Source organism: Pseudomonas sp. efr-133-TYG-103a (assembly GCF_030209235.1).
Lineage (GTDB): Bacteria > Pseudomonadota > Gammaproteobacteria > Pseudomonadales > Pseudomonadaceae > Aquipseudomonas.
On record NZ_JARVSK010000011.1, the window covers coordinates 293,225 to 309,997 of the forward strand.

Here is a 16,773-nt window from a genome sequence, read left to right on the forward strand (position 1 = left end):
TCCTCGGACACTCAAATGGTTACTGTGAGACTGCGCTTGGGAAGCGCAAAATAAAATGTGGCGCCCTGCCCCAGTTGGCTCTGCGCCCAGACCGAGCCGTCATGCCGCTCGATGATCCGGCGCACGCTGGCAAGGCCGATCCCCGTTCCTTCGAATTCCTCCATGCGATGCAAGCGCTGGAACACGCCAAACAGCTTGCCGGCGTAGTCCATGTCGAAGCCCACGCCGTTGTCGCGGATGTACACCACGACCTTGCCGTCTTCTTCATAGCTGCCGATTTCGATCACCGCAGCGCTTTGCGTGCGGCTGTATTTGATGGCGTTGGACAGCAGGTTGCGCATCGCCAAATGCAGAAACGCCGCGTCGGCGATCACCACCGGTAACGGTTCGGAGATGCGCCACTGCAGATCACGACCTTCATAGTCGGGGAGCATTTCCCGGCGGATTGCCTCGACCATGGCATTGAGGTCGACTTCCGAATAACGCATGGCCGAGCGCCCCATCTGCGAGAAGCTCAGCAGATTGTCCACCAGCGTGCCGGCGAAGCGTGCTGACTCACCGATGTTTTCCAGAAAGCGCACGCCGCGATCGGACAGTTTGCTGCCCTCGATGTCGCTGAGCAATTCAGCGTACCCGGCGATGTGCCGCAACGGCGCACGTAGGTCATGAGAGACGCTGTAGGAGAAGGCTTCGAGTTCCTTGTTGGACTTCTTCAGCTCTTCGGCCAGCGACGCCATCTCTTCGGCCTTGCGCAGGACGATGCCCAGCACGGCCGCGCGCAGCTCGATGACGCCTTCGCAATCGAGCTCGTCCCATGGGCGCGAGAAGCCGCGAACGGTCTGCTGCCACATTTCGAAGCTGTTGCGCGGATTCAGTGCACCGGCCTCACCCACACTTTTATCCGGCTTGCCTGCCCACTTCACCACGCGGGTCTGCTCGGGGCGGAACCAGATGATGTAGTTCGAATGCAATTCGGAAATCGCCATCGCCAGCACGCCACTGACCGATGCGGCCAGCTCGGGCAATTGCGCGATGTCCCGGCCGACGTTATCGGACTGGAAAACCTCGTGGCTGCCACGCTGGCTGAGCCACTGCGTCAGCGCCTTGATCTGCTCGCGATCCGGCGTGTCGCCGTAGGTGTCGATGGTGGATTCGGAGATCACCGCCGCGCCGCTGGCTTCGACGAACGCCAGCAACACGTCTGGCATTGAACGCAACCCGCCCACCACGCTGTCCAAGTCCGCCATCGCTGCAAGCATCTGCACGATCTGCCGACGCAGGCTGAGCATGCGCTGGGTCTTGACCTGCGCCTCCTTGGTCTCGATCTGCAGGGACAGCACGCTGCCCAGCAGTTCGCAGGCGGTACGGGTCTGGAAACTGACGGGCCTTGGCGAGGCATGGTGACAGGAGATCAAGCCCCACAACTGGCCACGCACCACGATCGAGATCGACATCGATCCCAGCGTCTGCATGTTGCGCATGTATTGCAGGTGCACCGGGGAGACGCTGCGCAGGGTGGCAAAACTCAGGTCCAGTGGCGCGCCCGTCAGCGGATTGTTGACCGGCACCAGCGGCGAAGGCTGATAGTTGGCGTCTTCGATGACGCGGATACGGTTGGCGACATACAGGGCACGCGCCTGCCGGGGAATGTCGGCCGCCGGAAAGCTCAGACCGAGGAAACTCGCATAGCCGTCATCGGCCACTTCAGCGTTGACCAGCCCGTTGCCGTCGGCATCGAACTGATAGGCTTTGACCCGACCGAACCCGGTGATGCGCTTGACCTCCGCCGCCGAGCGCTGGCACAGCGCCTCGATGGTTTCGTGCTCGTTCATCTGACTGATGAACCCGCGCATGAGCGGGTACACGTTGCCGTACGCCGAGCTCATGTCACTGGCCGGTTCGAATTCGGCAATCAGCACCTTGTCGTGACGGTGCACCATCATCGCCATCGGCAGGCCGGCGCGCGAACCTTCGAGGAAGCGCACGTCGCCCACGTGAAACGGGTTCTGGTCGTCCTCAGGCAGTGCCTGCAAACGTTTGAACAGCAGCTCGCAGTCGGCGAACACGGTATTCAATGCCGCACCGATCAACGCCTGCGGGTCCAGGCCCAGCCAGCTCTGAACGTTGGCGCTGACCTGGACGACGCGCATCGCCGCCTCATCGATGACCAGCAGGAAACCCTGCGGCTGAATACTGCCGGGAATCTGGATCGGCTCTCGTGCGCAATTGTCGATCGCGCTCTGATGGAGTTCCTGGCTGAGGGTCAAAACTAGATCTCCTTCACCGCGCCTTTTCTGCGTCTTCAGGCATCAGCGGTGTGTGCCCAAGGGGATGGCACTGAATGAATTGGCATATACGGTAACAAAAACAGGCGCGTACCAGTACACCCGGATGCGCGTTGGCGGGAGAAATTTCTAGTGAGCGGCTCCACCGTCGAGCATCGCCCGCACCTTGCACAGGAACTCGACCAGCTGGAAAGGCTTGATGATCATGTCCATCCCCTCGCCGAGAAAGTGCTGGCGGTTCAGGGCGTTTTCGGCGTAGCCGGTCATGAACAGCACAGGCAGTTCCGGGCGCCAGCCGCGCACCAGGCGGGCCATCTCGCGGCCATTCATCTGCGGCATGCCGACGTCGGTCAGCAACAGGTCGATCGACCGATCCTGCTCCATGATCGACAGCGCGGTATTGACGTCCGCGGCCTGCGTGCAGCGATACCCGGCATCGGTGAGCACTTCGTTGACGAACATGCGCACCGAGGCCGTGTCCTCGACGATCAGGATATGCTCCCCGGCGCCCAGCTCGGCCGCGATGGGCGCCAGCTGCGGCGGCACGCTCTGCTCGATGGCGGCCGGCAGCATCAGGGTCACTTCGGTGCCATGGCCGACGACGCTGCGAATGTTCACGTCGCCGCCGGACTGACGGGCGAACCCGTAGATGGTCGACAGCCCCAGCCCGGTGCCTTCGCCAATCGGCTTGGTGGTGAAGAACGGGTCGAACACTTTGTCGATCAGGTGATGTTCGATGCCCACGCCGTCGTCGCGCACTGTGAGGGCGATGTAGGCGCCGTCTTCCATGCGCGAGTGGCCCTGGGAATACGCCTCGAACGTGCTGATCCAGATATTGCCGCCCTCAGGCAGCGCGTCGCGTGCGTTGATTACCAAGTTGAGCACGGCACTTTCCAGTTGCCCGGAATCGACCATCGCAATGGCGCTGCGCGAGGTCAGTTCGAGGGTCAGGCCGATACGCTTGCCGATGGTCCGGCTCAGCAGATCCTCCAGCGAGCGGACATGCTGATTGATGTCGGTGGGTCGCGTGTCCAGCGGCTGCTGGCGGGCGAACGCCAGTAACCGGTGAGTCAGCGCCGAGGCGCTTCTGGCCGATGCCAGCGCGGCATCGGCGTAGGTCAGGACTTTTTCCGGGCGGGCGTCTTCGGTGCGTTTCTTGATCAGTTCCAGCCCGGTGACGATGCCGGTCAGCAAGTTGTTGAAGTCATGAGCGATGCCACCGGTCAACTTGCCGATGGCGTCCATTTTCTGCGCCTGCAGCAGTTGTTCTTCGGTCCTGGCGCGCTCGGCGACTTCATGGGCCAGCCGACTGTTGACCGAATCGAGCTGACGCAGGTGCGACTGTTCGCGACGCCGATGCTCGGTGACGTCCTCGATGAACACCAGGCTCAGCCCGGTGGCGCGGTAAGGCGACACTTGCCACTCGGTTTCCCGCACGTCGCCCTTGACGCGCATGCTCAGCGTGCCTTTCCAGCGTTCGCCAGCGGCCAGCGCCTCGCGAAGACCGTCGAGAATCGCTTCCTGATCCTCGCTGAAGCACTGCATCAGGCTGTCTTCTTCCGGGCCCTGGCTGATCAGTTGCGCGAACGCGTGGTTGCATTCGTGGACCGCAAGATCGCCGTCCATGACCGCGATCGGCGCGGAGACATTGACGAAAATCTCGCGAAAACGCTCCTCGCTTTCACGCAACGCAAATTCGGTGTCGCGCACGCGCAGCAGTGTGCGCAACGTTGCCAACAGCACGTCGGGATCGACCGGATGAACCAGATAGGCGTCGGCCCCGGCTTCCAGCCCGGTGACGATGTCGCCGGTCTGAATCGATGCTGCCGAGACGTGTACCACCGGCAGCAGCGCGGTGCGCGGTTCGGTACGCAACTGGCGCACGATGTCGAAGCCGCTCATGTCCGGCAGATTGACGTCCAGGATCAACGCATCGGGAATCCGCGCCGCGATCAGCGCAAGCCCCTCGGTGCCTGTTCCCGCCTCCAGCACGATGAAACCCTGACGCTCCATGCGCCTTCGCAGCGCGTAGCGGGTTGCAGCGTTGTCATCGACGATCAGCAGCCGGGTCTCAGCTTTCATCAACGTGCTCCTGAGCCAACGCCAGCGGGATGACCACGTAGAACGTCGAACCGACGCCAGGCTGACTCTCGACGCCCACGCGGCCGCCCAACAGTTCGCCGAAGCGCTTGCACAGTGACAGGCCCAGCCCGGTTCCGCGCAGGCGTTTCTGCAGCGGCGAATCGACCTGAATGAAGTCTTCGAACAACGCCCCGTGCAGTTCTTCCGGAATGCCGATGCCAGTGTCACTCACCGCAAATCTGACCGCCTGCTCGTTTTCAAGTCGCGCGGAAACCCGCACTTCCCCACGCTGGGTGAACTTCAGGGAGTTGGAGATGAAATTGCGCAGGATCTGCGCGAGCTTCTTGTCGTCGGTGTACAGCCTCGGCAGGCCGACCGGCTCTTCGAAAATCAGGTCCACGGCGGAGGTGTCGACGATGGGCCTGAACATGCCGCGCAACGCCGAAAACAGGTCGAACATGTCGAACCAGGCAGGGGAAATGCTGATGCGCCCGGCCTCGATCTTGGCCAGATCCAGCAGGTCGTCGACCATGTCGCTCAGCTCGCGCGCCGCGGTGCTGACGAACGACACCTGCTTGTGCTGCTCAGGACTCAGCGGGCCGTCGAGTTCATCCGACAACAGGCTGGCGATGCTGAGGATCGAGCCCAGCGGCGTGCGGAATTCGTGGCTCATGTAAGACAGGAAACGGCTCTTCAGGTCCGAAGCCTGACGCAACTGATCGGCCTGCATGTCCAGTTCGGCATACAACGCCAAGACGCCCTGGTTGGTTTCATCCAGCTCGGCGCGCAGCGCGTCAGCCTCTTCACGCAGCCGTGAAAGCTCGGCCGACGCTTCGGGCGCGTTGCGGGCGGGGTTGTCAGTCATCGAGCGTCTCCAGAACCATCACCAATACCGTTACATCATCCCTGCCCCGACAATAATCGCGGTGCAGCACTGCCGCGATAATCGCCGGGTGTCGGTACATCAGACCCGGATACTCGCGAAGATTCCAACGCGATTGCAGGCCATCGCTGTACATGATCAACAGCTGCCCCGCGCACTGAGGATAGTCCACCGCTGCCACTTTCCGGTATTGCAGACCGACGATGCCCGGATGTGATGGCAGGCCGCGCGGACGCTCCTCGCCGAGCAGCGTCGCGCCGATATTGCCGATACCGGTGAAGCGCAATTTGTCTGCCTCAGCGTCGAACTGCGCCAGTGCAACGGCGCCGCCGCGGCTGCCGCGCATGTCGTGGTGAATCTCGTCGAGCAGCACAGCGGGATCGGCGAACGGCTCCCGGTTGAATGCCCTGGCGCCCGCCATTGCCGCATCTTCGGCTTCGGGGCCGTGACCCAGGCCGTCGATCATCAGCACGCTGACACGCTGACCGGCAATGGCCACTTCCCACACATCGCCGCAGGCAGGATCGTCATGCAGCGAATGCTGGGTGATGCCCATGCGCAGGTCATTGAAGTGCGCGGCGCGAGGATAGAACCGGGTGAGCAGGACGGTTCCGCGGTTGTCGGTGTGCACGTCGAACACCTGCGCCTGACGCAGTATCGAGCCCAGGCCGATACCTTGCGTCCCACGGGTCGAAAAGCCATCGGCCAGGCAATCCTGCAGATCGAAACCCTGGCCCCGGTCAATGGCAATGACTTCGACGCCCGGGGCTGAACCCGGCAGCGTACGCAAGTGCAGCGCGCCGCTGCTGGCATGCTTGAGAATATTGCTGGCGAGTTCGGTGACGACCAATGCCACGCGACCGGCGTCGGTGGCATCGAAACCCTGCTGCTCGGCCAGCTTTTGCGCGGTTCGCCGTGCGTGTCCTACCTGGCTGCTGTCTTCGATCGGCAATACAAGCGTCAGGCTGCTGTGCAGGTTCAAGTCCATTTACAGATCGTCACACGAGTGCCCGCGCCCGGCGCCGTGTCCAGTTCAAAGTCATCGACCAGGCGCTTGGCACCGGTCAGACCCAGGCCCAGACCGCCGCCCGAGGTCCAGCCATCGGTCATGGCCAGCTTGAGGTCGGGAATGCCGGGACCTTCGTCGCGAAAGGTCAGGCGCAGGCCCGTGCGTGTGCCTTCCTCGACGATCTGCCAGTCCATGTCACCGCCGCCGCCGTAGACCATCGTGTTACGCGCCAGCTCGCTGACCGCTGTCACCAGCTTGGTCAGGTCGATCAGGCGCATGCCACAGTCTTGCGCCAGCTTGCGAGCCGTCTGCCGGGCCAGCACGACGTCCTGCTCGATCTGAATGCTCTGAGTGCCGCTGCTGCGCACGTTCATTGGGAATAGGCCCGCTCGCGCAGCAGTTTCATGCCGCGTTCGACGTTCAGCGCGGTGCTGACACCGGGCAGCGTCATGCCCAGTTCCACCAGGGTGATCGCCACCGCCGGCTGCATCCCGACCAATACGGTTTCGGCGTCCATGATCCGGGAAAGCCCCGAAATCATGCCGATCATGCGCCCGATGAACGAGTCGACCATGTCCAGTGCGGAGATGTCGATCAGCACGCCGCGCGCCGAGGTCCGGCTGATGCGTTCGGACAGGTCGTCCTGCAGCGTCAGCGCCAGCTGGTCATGCATGTCGACCTGGATAGTGACCAGCAGAAAGTCACCCATCTGCAGAATAGGAATTCGCTCCATTGGCTCAAACCGCCTTGGTGACGGTCACGCCCAGACGGCGCAAGGCCAGTGCAAGCGCGTCGGCCAGGTTGGCTTTAGTGACCACGCCTTGCAGATCCAGGCCCAGATGGACGATGGTCTGGGCGATCTGTGGGCGCACGCCGCTGATGATGCAATCGGCACCCATCAGGCGGATTGCCGTCACGGTCTTGAGCAGGTGCTGAGCGACCAGGGTGTCGACGGTCGGCACGCCGGTGATGTCGATGATGGCGATTTCCGAGCCGGTGTCGACGATGCGCTGCAACAGCGACTCCATCACCACCTGGGTGCGCTGGGAGTCCAGGGTGCCGATCATCGGCAGCGCCAGCACGCCTTCCCACAGCTTCACCACCGGGGTGGACAGCTCCAGCAGCTCTTCCTGTTGGCGCTTGATCACCGCTTCACGGGATTTCTGATACGTGCGGATGGTGTGCATGCCGAGCACGTCCAGCAGTTGCGAGATTTCCCACAGCTGCTCGGCGAGCACCGCAGGCTGGTCGGCATATTGCGCCTGCAACTGGGCAAACACCGGACCTTTGAGGGCAAAAATGAAACTGGCGGTCTGCTGGGAGTCCTGACCCGCGATGGCGCGCTGGTGCGAAAGCTTCTCCAGAAACTGACGGATTTCATCCCACTCGGCGGTGGTGATGTTGTGCGTGCTGCGTTTTTCCAGCACGGAAATGAGCAAGCGCAGGAACTCGGCAGTCTGCTGACGGATGTCGTCCGCTTTGAGGTTGCGCGTTGCACCGCTCGCTTCCAGGTCCGCCTGCCAGTGAGACGCCAATTGCGACTCGGAGCGTTTGAGAGAGTCCACGGTGGTTTGTTGCAGTGCTGCCATGAGGTTGGCTCCTGAGGATTGCGCGTCGATGGCTCTGATCGACAACTGCGGACCTACGAAAAAGTGCTGGGGATCCGATCTGGAGTCACCCCGATCGAGTTCTAACTTATTAAATGCAAAGCGCTTTTGCGTGCGCGAACAGGCGTGACGAAATACGCTGTCGCAGATTTGGTGTCAAGGTAACATCACCCGACAGGAATGGTTCCATTATTCCTTTCGATCAACGCAACATTTTCAGGCCGTCGCGCCTATGACGCTGATGGCTGTTCGCGGGAACTATAGTCGGGGATCCGGTCAGGATCGAAAAAGCCCGCCGTCCTAGGCAGAACGGCGCTGTGCAGATCGGCAGGCGTCAGAGCGAGGCGGCGCTGGGGAAGGAGCGACTGCCGAATGGCGTGACGCAGGTGCGCAGGTCGTAACGCAACTCGGCAACCAGTTCAGCGACGGCGCGCACGGTCGTCAGGTTGGCGATGGACAGATCGTCGACCTGCATCGCAACAGCCCCGGTGCTCTGGTCGAAGATTTTCACCATCAATGCGCCGTTGGGTTTGACCGTGCACTCACAGGCCAACGGCAAAAAACTGCTTTCCAGCGTCCTGCGCAGTTCCGGGGTAAAAAGCATCGAACCACCTCCTTGTTGATCGAAATCGGCCACCCATCACGGTGTACAGACCGATGGCTGAGTGTAGATGCGCGGTGGGAAGTCGGGACGGCCACACAATCAGGCTGTGCGCTGCGTCACAAAAGGCTGTCTGTCACCTGGGCGTAAATCGAGAACGCACCCAGCAGGAACCAGAACGCACTGAACAGCCAGGGTGTACGCATGGAGAACAGCAGCGACTTGCGATAACCCTTCTCGCTTGACTCGTGCTCCGAAAACAATGGCGAATCGTCGTACGCCAGCCCCATGGCCGGCTGGCTGCGCAGCAACTGACTCTGCTTGAAGTGCCAGTGATCGATGATTTCGTAGGCCGCGCGGATGCCGGGCCAGGCATGCATCGAGCTGATCAGCCCGAGCAAGGTCAGAAACGGCGGGACAACCAGGGTGAACAGTTTGCCCCACTCAGGGTTCAGGTTCGCCATCGATGACGCGAAGGCGATGACCAGAAACGATTGGGCTGACAGATAGGCGTTGGTGCGATTGGACAGGATGGCGGTTTCGTACTGGATTTCCTTGCGGTAGAAATCCAGCCGGTCTTTCGGCGAGCCGAACAACAGCGCGTCAGCGGCCTGGCTGTCGGAAACGGGAGTACTGCTCGTGATGATGCTGGATGTAGGGGACTCGCCAATCAAAACCTGAAGCTCCTGAACGGTAAATAAGAAGCGCCGGACCGGATGTTATTCCCGGCCCGGCGCGATAGCGGTGCAACTCAACGCAGATCGTCCGACAGCGGCGTCGGCTGATCAGGCTTGGGCGCCTGCGCCGACGGTGGCTCGTTCCAGTCATCAGGGCGCTGCTCCTTTTGCTGTTCGTGCTCCCTGAGTTCCTCGCGGTAATCCTCGTCTTCAAGCGCGTCCGGATCCAGGTCGGCTTCGGCGGGAGACGATGGCGTAACCGGTGGAACGTCGACAGGCATGGCAGGATCGACTGGCATAAGTACCTCCTCGGGACGAACCCGGAGAATCCGGGCGTTGCAGGTTTGAGGCACTTGACGCGCAGGGGTGCCGAAAAATGGACGGACGGCGTCCAGATCCGTTTATTTCAGGGTTCCGGTGGCGCGCCCCATGCACCGTACCCGACGTTCCTCGACGCGCTGGGCGAACCAGGCGGTGGTCAATTTGCGAGTGATTTTCGGGCTTTCAAGCACGATTCCCGGCAGGATCGCCCGCGGCAGCGGCTTGCCAGCGGCCTTGTCGGCCAGCGCGAAGACCTTGCGATACAGCTCGGTCTCCTCGAACGCCAGCGTTTCACCCTTCTCCAACTGGCTGCGAATCGTCGGATTGCGCATGTTCAATTGCTCATGGAGGCTGCGCACCGCCAGTTCTGTCTGGCCCAGCGACGGGCTGAAGCCGTAGCTGATCAGGTCGCCGTCCAGTGCCAGGCGCTTGCCCGAAAGCCGGGCCACCGCGCTTTGAAAAGCAGCGTTGCGACTGGCGTACCAGCCGGCATTGAAGTCAGCGAAGCGATAAAGCGGCTTGTCGTAACTCACCGGGTAACCCAGCAAATGAGCGATGCCGAAGTACATCCCGCCGCGACGGCTGAACACTTCATGGCGGATCGAGCTTTCGACGGGGTATGGATAGTCCTGTGCCTGATGCTCGGCGAATTCGATGCTGACCTGCATCGGCCCTGCGGTGTGCACCGGATTGAGGTTGCCGAACAGCGTGCGGCCCAACGGCACCAGCCCGATGAAATCGTCGAAAATCATGCTCAGGTCTTTTTCGGTGCGGGCCGCCGCCAGGCGCTGGTTGTAGGTCTTGCCACTGGATGAACGAATGTCCAGCGCACTGCGCACGATCAGGTTGGGAATGTGCAGCTTGCTCGCCCGGCGATCGATCTCGTCCTGCGCGATCCTGCCCATGCCGGGTACCGCAGGGTCGACCTGAAAGTTGGACTCCTGCTCGGTCACGGCCAGCACCGAACACAGGTTTTCGACGGTGGGGTTGATTTTCTGCGCTTCGAACGCGCGATAGATATCGGTGGCCCAACCTTGGCGGTCGGGCACGCTGGCGGGCAGTAAACGGACAATTTCGCTGCGTACCACCTCCGGCGCTGGCGGCGGCGCCTGATCGGGCCGCGAGCTGCAGCCCGCCAGCAGTGTGACCAGGATCAAGCTGATCGCGGCGGGAATGTGTCGGATGAATCCTTTCGCGGGCATGAATCCTCGCTGTTCGCTCAAGTGGGTGGCGGGATATGGACAGCGTGGCACGATGAGTGACTCATTTTCGGCGAAGTCGAGGACTGAGTCTGATACGGCGTGACAGCCCAGGCAGCCCGCAAAACGGACCGCCTCATCCGTTCCGCAGCGAGACTGACTGCCTCCGACAGCAGGATGAACGGCTTCAACAGCGTCGCCCTGATTCCTGTGCAGCGCAGCCGAGACACCTTCGATCACGATCAGCGGCCCTTGATTCGTCCTACTGGAAGAGTACGATTGCGTGATGTTGTACGATGACGTATAACAAATGCTTCGTATTGAGTTGCCTTTCAACATTCATCACGAGCCTCTAATAAAAATGAAAAGACACACACTCCCCCGCGCTGTACATGCCTTTGCCTCAACCCCTCCCGATTTTCCAGCCGCTTTGAGACACCTTCGCACGACGAGATTGTGATGCCTGGCAGCCTATTCCTGTGCCTCGCCACTGTCTGATCTCAAACGTCGTCTGACAACTCAGTCCCACGTTCGGGCCTTCGCGCTCGCGCCACCATCCCACGCACCCTGCCATCAGGGGACGGAGAGACCATGGACCCAAGAATAACAATCATCCTTTGCCTGACCGCCGGCTACTTCATCGTCATGTCCTACATCGGCTACAGCGTGCGCAAACACGCCAAAAGCAGCGATGGCTTCACCGGCGGCGGACGCAGTTTTCCTCCCTTTCTGATCGGCGCCCTGCTGCTGTCGGAGTTCATCGGCAGTTCGGTCAGCATCGGCACCGCACAGAAAGGTTTCGAAGCCGGAATTTCCGCGGCCTGGAACCTGGTGGCGCTGTCGTTGGGCTTCCTGTTGCTCGCTTTGGTGCTGGCCAAGAAATACCGCGACACCGGCCTCAATACCATTTCCGGGATCCTGGCGCAGAACTACGGCCAAGGCACCCGCTACGCCGCATCGGTGCTCACCATCTGCGCGCTGAGCATCGTGTCGGTGGCCCTGTACGCCAGCGGCGGTGCGGTTCTCGCAGCCGTACTCAATATCGACAAGACCCTGGCGATCCTGCTGGTCGGCCTCATCACGGTCTTTTACGTCAGCGTCGGCGGCATGCGCTCGGTGGTCTACACCAACTTCGTGCACGCGGTGATCAAGTACATCGGCATCGTCCTGGCCCTTGCTTTCGCGCTCAACGCCAGCGGCGGCATCGGCGCATTGCAAGCCAAGCTTCCGGCAACCATGTTCGACTTCACGGGCGTGGGCTGGGGCCAGATCTTCGCGTGGATGATCGGCGGCGTCGGCTCGATCTTCGCGACTCAGTACGTGATTCAGGCGCTGGTCAGCACCAAAGACGAGAAAACCGCCAAGCGCGCCTGCTTCTATGTGTCCTCGCTGATGATTCCATTTGGCATCATGGCCGCGGGCATCGGCATGTGCAGCGCCTACCTGTATCCGGGAATCAAATCCATTGACGCCTTCCCTGCCCTGATCGCCCACATGCCGACCTTCTCGGCCAGCCTTGTGGTGATCGGTCTGGCCGGCGCGCTGTTCGGCGGCATCTCGGCCAACACCCTGGCGTCTGCCACCCTGGCGATGAAAGACTTCTACGACCCCTTCTTCAACAAGGAAAAGAGCGATCAGAAATCGGTGATTTTCATCCGCCTGGCGATCGTGGTGATCGGCTTCCTGCCGCTGATCCTGGCGCTGTACGCCGATAAGATCCTGCTGATCGCTTTCCTCGGCAAAGCCTTGCGCGCCACCCTCGCGGTGATCGTGCTGATGTGCTTCTACGCGCCGAAATTCGGCACCGGACGCGGCGCGCTGGCGGGCGTGATCCTGTCGGTGATCTCGACGATCGGCTGGTTCCTGGCCGGCAACCCTTACGGCATCGACAGTTCGTACTTCGCCCTGTTCGCGCCCCTGCTGACCATGGCCATCGCCGAGCTGCTCAAGTCGGGCCGCTCCGAGGCGCAACCTGTGTTAAACAAGAACGGCTGAAAACGCCATTCGCACATGCAACCAGGCTGCGGCCGGTAGACGGAGCCGCAGCGCAAGGAGGAAACAATGAGCGACAAGAAAGCCGATGTCCTGGTCTGGGGCCCGATGCATGCGGCATTGACGCAAAATCTGGACCGCGATTTCACGGTGCACAACCGCTGGGAGATCAAGGATCTCGACGCCTGGACGGCCGAGCATGGCGACAAGGTGCGCGGCGTGATCACCAGCGGTGTGTACGGCACCGACAACGCGATCCTGGACCGCTTACCCCATCTGCAAGTGGTCAACAGCTTCGGCGTGGGCTACGACGCCGTCGATACCGACTATCTGGCGCGCCGCGGCATTCAGTTGAGCAACACGCCGGACGTGCTGAACAACGCCGTCGCCGAAACCGCCATGGCGCTGATGCTGTGCGTGTCGCGGCGCATCAGCGAAGCCGAACGTTTCGTGCGGGCGGGCAAATGGCCGTCCGGCAAGTTCCCGCTGGGCAATGACCTGTGCGGCAAGACCTGCGGCATCGTCGGCCTGGGCAAGATCGGCAAGACCATCGCCAAACGCGCGGCAGCGTTCGAGATGAACATCGCCTACTACCGCCGCGGCGAAGCGTATCCCGACGTTTCCTACACTCATTATGCTGATCTGCAAGCGCTGGCGAAGGCGTCGGACTACCTGATCGTGATCGTGCCGGGCGGCCCGGACACCCAGCATCTGATCAACCGCGACGTTCTCAAGGCGCTCGGCCCGTCGTCCTACCTGATCAACGTCGCACGGGGCTCGGTGGTCGATGAGCAGGCGTTGGTGACGTCGCTGCTGGAGTCGGAAATCGCCGGCGCGGGCCTGGACGTGTTCGAAGACGAACCGAACGTGCCCGCCGAACTGCTCGCGCTGGACAGCGTGGTGCTGACCCCGCACATCGGTTCGGGCACTTACGAAACGCGCCAGGCCATGGCTGATCTGGTGTTTGCCAACATCAGCGCCTTCTTCACCGATGGCTCGCTGGTAACACCCGTTTCGCTGTAAGCCACCTTGCAACGAGTCTGACTGTCGACGGCAACGGTGCGCGCATCGTTGCCGTTCGGCAGACCGACTGGATTTCACATTGGTCAGTCGCGTTCATGACGGCCTTCTGTCACACGACCGCAGGTCAGTCTTCACACCCCTTTCTCAACTTTTCTGGATAATACCGGTCCAACCGCCCCGAACACGATCACGCTTCACGGGAGAGCCCTGTTTGAATATTGCCGGCGTCATTTTCGACTGCGACGGAACCCTGGTGGACAGCGAACGCCTCGCGGCCGGGCTTCTGCGCGACATTCTGCTGGAGCATGAAGTCTCCCTGACCCTGGACGAAGTGCTGCAACGCTTTCGTGGCGTGCAGTTCGCGTTGTGCATGGAAGGCCTGTGCCGCGATTATCCGTGGCTGCCCAACATCGAAATCGTCAACGCCTTCCGCGCCCGCACCCTGCCGCTGCTGCAGGACCAACTCGAAGAGATGCCGGGCGCCGTGGATTTCGTGCGCGGACTGACGCTGCCCAAGTGCGTGGCCTCCAACGGTCCGCGCAGTAAAATCGAAACCTGCCTGAGCACCGTGGGCCTGCTGGACGTGTTCCATGGCTTGATCGTCAGTGCTTACGAGGTCGAGGCGTGGAAGCCCTCGCCCGTTCTCATCGAGCACGCCGCCGGACTGCTCGGGCTCTGCGCGGCGGAGTGCCTGCTGGTGGAAGACAGCATTCCGGGCGTACAGGCCGGGCTGGGCGCGGGCGCACAGGTCGCAGGCTATGGCGACACCGACTTTTCGGCGTTTCTCGACCACGCCAACTTTCATCCCGTGAAGGATTTCGGTGAGTTGAAGGATCTGGTGCAGCGCATCAGTTGAGCACCTGACCGGCCTGAGCGCCCGGTCTTCTTCGTTTCGGTCGTCATTCCGCGCATCTGGCATGACCGCGGGCGAACTTCCACTCATACGGCGCTTGTTCGCCGCGACGGAACTCGATACTGTACATAAAAACAGTATCGAGAAAATCCATGCAGCTGATCGACAAGCTGAGCATCCTCGCCGACGCGGCCAAATATGACGCCTCTTGCGCCAGCAGCGCAGCGCCTAAACGCAGCTCCGAGGGCAAGTCCGGCATCGGCTCGAGCACCGGCATGGGCATCTGCCACAGTTACACGCCGGACGGCCGCTGCGTGTCGTTACTGAAAATCCTGCTCACCAACTTCTGTCTGTACGACTGCCAGTATTGCGTCAACCGACGCTCCAGCGATGTGCCGCGAGCGCGTTTCAGTCCTGAAGAAGTGGTCACGCTGACCCTGGATTTCTACCGCCGAAACTGCGTCAGCGGGCTTTTCCTGAGCTCCGGCATCATTCGTTCGGCTGACTACACCATGGAACAACTGGTGCGCGTCGCCCGATTGCTGCGCGAAGAGCACGAATTTCGCGGCTACATTCACCTCAAGACCATTCCCGAAGCCGACCCGGCGCTCATCGAGGAAGCCGGCCGATACGCCGACCGGCTCAGCGTCAATATCGAACTGCCCACTCAGGCTGGCTTGCAGACCCTGGCCCCTGAGAAGGAAATGGGCTCGATCAGACAGGCCATGCAAACCATCTACACCGGTCAGCAGACCATTCTCAATGAGCCGAAAGCGCCGCGCTTCACCCCTGCCGGGCAGAGTACGCAGATGATCGTCGGCGCCGATGCCACCGACGACAGCACGCTGTTGCACACTGCCGAGTCGCTGTACGGCGACTTTCGCCTGAAGCGGGTTTACTACTCGGCGTTCAGCCCCATTCCCAACAGTCCGAAAAGCGTGCCACTCGCCGCCCCGCCGCTGCTGCGCGAGCATCGCCTGTATCAGGCGGATTTTCTTCTGCGCGGGTATGGCTATCGGGCAACCGAGCTGCTTCAAGGCCCTGGCGATCTGGCGCTGGACATCGATCCGAAACTGGCCTGGGCGCTGGAGCATCGAGAGGTTTTTCCGCTGGACCTCAATCGCGCGGAACCGGCAATGATCGCGCGCATTCCAGGGATCGGCATCCGCACCACCAAACGCCTGATCGAACTGCGCCGTCAGCGGCGCATTCGTTATGAAGACCTGACGCGCCTGCGCTGCGTGCTGGCCAAGGCTCGCCCGTTCATCATCACCAGCGACTACCACCCGCGTCAGGCAGAAACTTCCAGCGTGGCCCTGCGCGAACAGTTGCGCGACCGTCCGCAACCTCAGCAAATGGCGCTCTGGGCATGATCATTCTCGATTGCGAGGACCGCTTCGACACTTGGCGTCAGCAGGCGCGCTGGTTGCTCAGTCATCAGATCGATCCGGATCAGGTCAGTTGGAGCGTGGCGCAGGATGCCGATCTGTTCGCCAGCGACAGGCATTATCCCGAGCAGGCCGGACCGTTTCAGGCGCGCATTCCCCTGGCGCTGCTGGAGCTGCTGCAGAACGCCGGGCAATATTGCGGCGATCAGCGCTGGAGCCTGCTGTATGAAGTGCTCTGGCGCGTCAGTCACGGTGACCGCACCGCCATGCTGGCGGGTGACAAACTCGGCAGCGAGTTGCATCGACGGCTCAAGCAAGTCAGCCGTGAAGCGCATCATCTTCATGCGTTTCTGCGTTTCGTCGCCCTGCCCGTCAGCGAGGAAGCCGAAGACCTGGCGGCGAAGGCGGCATTGCTGGAAATGGAGACGCTGCCCGAATACGTCGCGTGGCATGAACCGGCCCACGACATTCTGCGCAGCGCCAGCGAACACTTCATCGGCCGCATGGGCCGGCACCGCTGGATGATCGCGACGCCCAAAGACGGTGTCTTCTACGACGGGCAGCAGCTGATCCATCAGCGTGAGTGCCCGCCGGCCTGGCAAGCGCTGGCGCGTAACGCCGACGACCCGCACGGGCAACTGTGGCTGACGTATTACAGCCACATCTTCAACCCTGCGCGACTCAATCCCAAAGTCATGCAAGGCCATCTGCCAACACGGTTCTGGAAAAACCTGCCCGAAGGTCCGTTGATCCCGGCGCTTATCAGTGAAGCGCGCACCGGCAAGCAACGGGACGGTCAGGCAAAGCAGATCGGCGAGCGACGCGGCAAGGTGATCAAGGGCAACGCCTAGCG

16 protein-coding genes are annotated in these 16,773 nt (G+C 61.7%); 5 read left to right on the forward strand and 11 right to left on the reverse strand.

Annotated elements, in window-relative coordinates; all coding sequences use genetic code 11:
• Positions 1 to 11: 11 nt before the first annotated feature.
• From QRN36_RS09865 to QRN36_RS09915, 11 genes are all read right to left on the reverse strand, one after another.
• Positions 12 to 2,267, reverse strand: a complete 2,256-nt coding sequence (locus QRN36_RS09865) for an ATP-binding protein (RefSeq protein ID WP_285423909.1) — start codon at positions 2,265 to 2,267, stop codon at positions 12 to 14.
• 147 nt (positions 2,268 to 2,414) lie between these two features.
• The gene (locus QRN36_RS09870; RefSeq protein WP_285423910.1) at positions 2,415 to 4,367 is read right to left on the reverse strand and encodes a response regulator; all 1,953 of its coding nucleotides are present in this window, start codon (positions 4,365 to 4,367) and stop codon (positions 2,415 to 2,417) included.
• Positions 4,357 to 5,232, reverse strand: coding sequence for a sensor histidine kinase KdpD (locus QRN36_RS09875; RefSeq protein ID WP_285423911.1), 876 nt, complete (start codon positions 5,230 to 5,232; stop codon positions 4,357 to 4,359). Before QRN36_RS09875 ends, QRN36_RS09870 begins: the two co-directional genes overlap by 11 nt.
• Entirely contained in the window at positions 5,225 to 6,238 is a 1,014-nt protein-coding gene (locus QRN36_RS09880; RefSeq protein ID WP_285423912.1) for an ATP-binding protein, read from the reverse strand. Before QRN36_RS09880 ends, QRN36_RS09875 begins: the two co-directional genes overlap by 8 nt.
• Positions 6,229 to 6,633, reverse strand: coding sequence for an anti-sigma regulatory factor (locus QRN36_RS09885; protein WP_285423913.1), 405 nt, complete (start codon positions 6,631 to 6,633; stop codon positions 6,229 to 6,231). Before QRN36_RS09885 ends, QRN36_RS09880 begins: the two co-directional genes overlap by 10 nt.
• The gene (locus tag QRN36_RS09890; protein WP_037010489.1) at positions 6,630 to 6,992 is read right to left on the reverse strand and encodes an STAS domain-containing protein; all 363 of its coding nucleotides are present in this window, start codon (positions 6,990 to 6,992) and stop codon (positions 6,630 to 6,632) included. The genes QRN36_RS09885 and QRN36_RS09890 overlap by 4 nt, the downstream gene beginning before the upstream one ends.
• 4 nt (positions 6,993 to 6,996) lie before the next feature.
• On the reverse strand, positions 6,997 to 7,848 hold the full coding sequence (locus QRN36_RS09895) for an STAS domain-containing protein (protein ID WP_285423914.1): 852 nt from the start codon (positions 7,846 to 7,848) through the stop codon (positions 6,997 to 6,999).
• A gap of 352 nt (positions 7,849 to 8,200) precedes the next feature.
• Positions 8,201 to 8,470, reverse strand: coding sequence for a DUF1652 domain-containing protein (locus QRN36_RS09900; RefSeq protein ID WP_285423915.1), 270 nt, complete (start codon positions 8,468 to 8,470; stop codon positions 8,201 to 8,203).
• A gap of 116 nt (positions 8,471 to 8,586) precedes the next feature.
• Entirely contained in the window at positions 8,587 to 9,141 is a 555-nt protein-coding gene (locus QRN36_RS09905) for a hypothetical protein (protein WP_373568725.1), read from the reverse strand.
• A 77-nt stretch (positions 9,142 to 9,218) separates the two neighbouring features.
• Positions 9,219 to 9,443, reverse strand: coding sequence for a hypothetical protein (locus QRN36_RS09910; protein ID WP_285423916.1), 225 nt, complete (start codon positions 9,441 to 9,443; stop codon positions 9,219 to 9,221).
• A gap of 102 nt (positions 9,444 to 9,545) precedes the next feature.
• Entirely contained in the window at positions 9,546 to 10,667 is a 1,122-nt protein-coding gene (locus QRN36_RS09915) for a DUF1615 family protein (RefSeq protein WP_285423917.1), read from the reverse strand.
• Positions 10,668 to 11,255: 588 nt separating this feature from the next.
• Here QRN36_RS09915 and QRN36_RS09920 point away from each other — a divergent pair.
• The 5 genes from QRN36_RS09920 (at position 11,256) to QRN36_RS09940 (ending at position 16,771) form a co-directional block, all read left to right on the forward strand.
• A complete protein-coding gene (locus tag QRN36_RS09920; RefSeq protein WP_285423919.1) occupies positions 11,256 to 12,659 on the forward strand; it encodes a sodium:solute symporter family protein in 1,404 nt (467 codons plus the stop codon).
• Between the two features lie 66 nt (positions 12,660 to 12,725).
• The gene (locus tag QRN36_RS09925; protein ID WP_285423921.1) at positions 12,726 to 13,679 is read left to right on the forward strand and encodes a 2-hydroxyacid dehydrogenase; all 954 of its coding nucleotides are present in this window, start codon (positions 12,726 to 12,728) and stop codon (positions 13,677 to 13,679) included.
• Positions 13,680 to 13,890: 211 nt separating this feature from the next.
• Entirely contained in the window at positions 13,891 to 14,535 is a 645-nt protein-coding gene (locus QRN36_RS09930) for an HAD family phosphatase (RefSeq protein ID WP_285423922.1), read from the forward strand.
• Between the two features lie 149 nt (positions 14,536 to 14,684).
• Positions 14,685 to 15,905 carry a putative DNA modification/repair radical SAM protein gene (locus QRN36_RS09935; protein WP_093458456.1) on the forward strand — a complete coding sequence of 407 codons (1,221 nt, stop codon included), beginning with the start codon at positions 14,685 to 14,687 and terminating at the stop codon, positions 15,903 to 15,905.
• Positions 15,902 to 16,771 (forward strand): TIGR03915 family putative DNA repair protein, encoded by an 870-nt coding sequence (locus QRN36_RS09940; protein WP_285423923.1) that lies wholly within the window; start codon positions 15,902 to 15,904, stop codon positions 16,769 to 16,771. Before QRN36_RS09935 ends, QRN36_RS09940 begins: the two co-directional genes overlap by 4 nt.
• The last annotated feature ends 2 nt before the right edge of the window (positions 16,772 to 16,773 follow it).

What these genes read in the sequence shown, in the direction of transcription:
- QRN36_RS09870 (WP_285423910.1), bottom strand. Translation starts at nt 4,367, where the DNA reads ATGAAAGCTGAGACCCGGCTGCTGATCGTCGATGACAACGCTGCAACC.
- QRN36_RS09875 (WP_285423911.1), bottom strand. Translation starts at nt 5,232, where the DNA reads ATGACTGACAACCCCGCCCGCAACGCGCCCGAAGCGTCGGCCGAGCTT.
- QRN36_RS09880 (WP_285423912.1), bottom strand. Translation starts at nt 6,238, where the DNA reads ATGGACTTGAACCTGCACAGCAGCCTGACGCTTGTATTGCCGATCGAA.
- QRN36_RS09885 (WP_285423913.1), bottom strand. Translation starts at nt 6,633, where the DNA reads ATGAACGTGCGCAGCAGCGGCACTCAGAGCATTCAGATCGAGCAGGAC.
- QRN36_RS09890 (WP_037010489.1), bottom strand. Translation starts at nt 6,992, where the DNA reads ATGGAGCGAATTCCTATTCTGCAGATGGGTGACTTTCTGCTGGTCACT.
- QRN36_RS09895 (WP_285423914.1), bottom strand. Translation starts at nt 7,848, where the DNA reads ATGGCAGCACTGCAACAAACCACCGTGGACTCTCTCAAACGCTCCGAG.
- QRN36_RS09900 (WP_285423915.1), bottom strand. Translation starts at nt 8,470, where the DNA reads ATGCTTTTTACCCCGGAACTGCGCAGGACGCTGGAAAGCAGTTTTTTG.
- QRN36_RS09910 (WP_285423916.1), bottom strand. Translation starts at nt 9,443, where the DNA reads ATGCCAGTCGATCCTGCCATGCCTGTCGACGTTCCACCGGTTACGCCA.
- QRN36_RS09915 (WP_285423917.1), bottom strand. Translation starts at nt 10,667, where the DNA reads ATGCCCGCGAAAGGATTCATCCGACACATTCCCGCCGCGATCAGCTTG.
- QRN36_RS09920 (WP_285423919.1), top strand. Translation starts at nt 11,256, where the DNA reads ATGGACCCAAGAATAACAATCATCCTTTGCCTGACCGCCGGCTACTTC.
- QRN36_RS09925 (WP_285423921.1), top strand. Translation starts at nt 12,726, where the DNA reads ATGAGCGACAAGAAAGCCGATGTCCTGGTCTGGGGCCCGATGCATGCG.
- QRN36_RS09935 (WP_093458456.1), top strand. Translation starts at nt 14,685, where the DNA reads ATGCAGCTGATCGACAAGCTGAGCATCCTCGCCGACGCGGCCAAATAT.
- QRN36_RS09940 (WP_285423923.1), top strand. Translation starts at nt 15,902, where the DNA reads ATGATCATTCTCGATTGCGAGGACCGCTTCGACACTTGGCGTCAGCAG.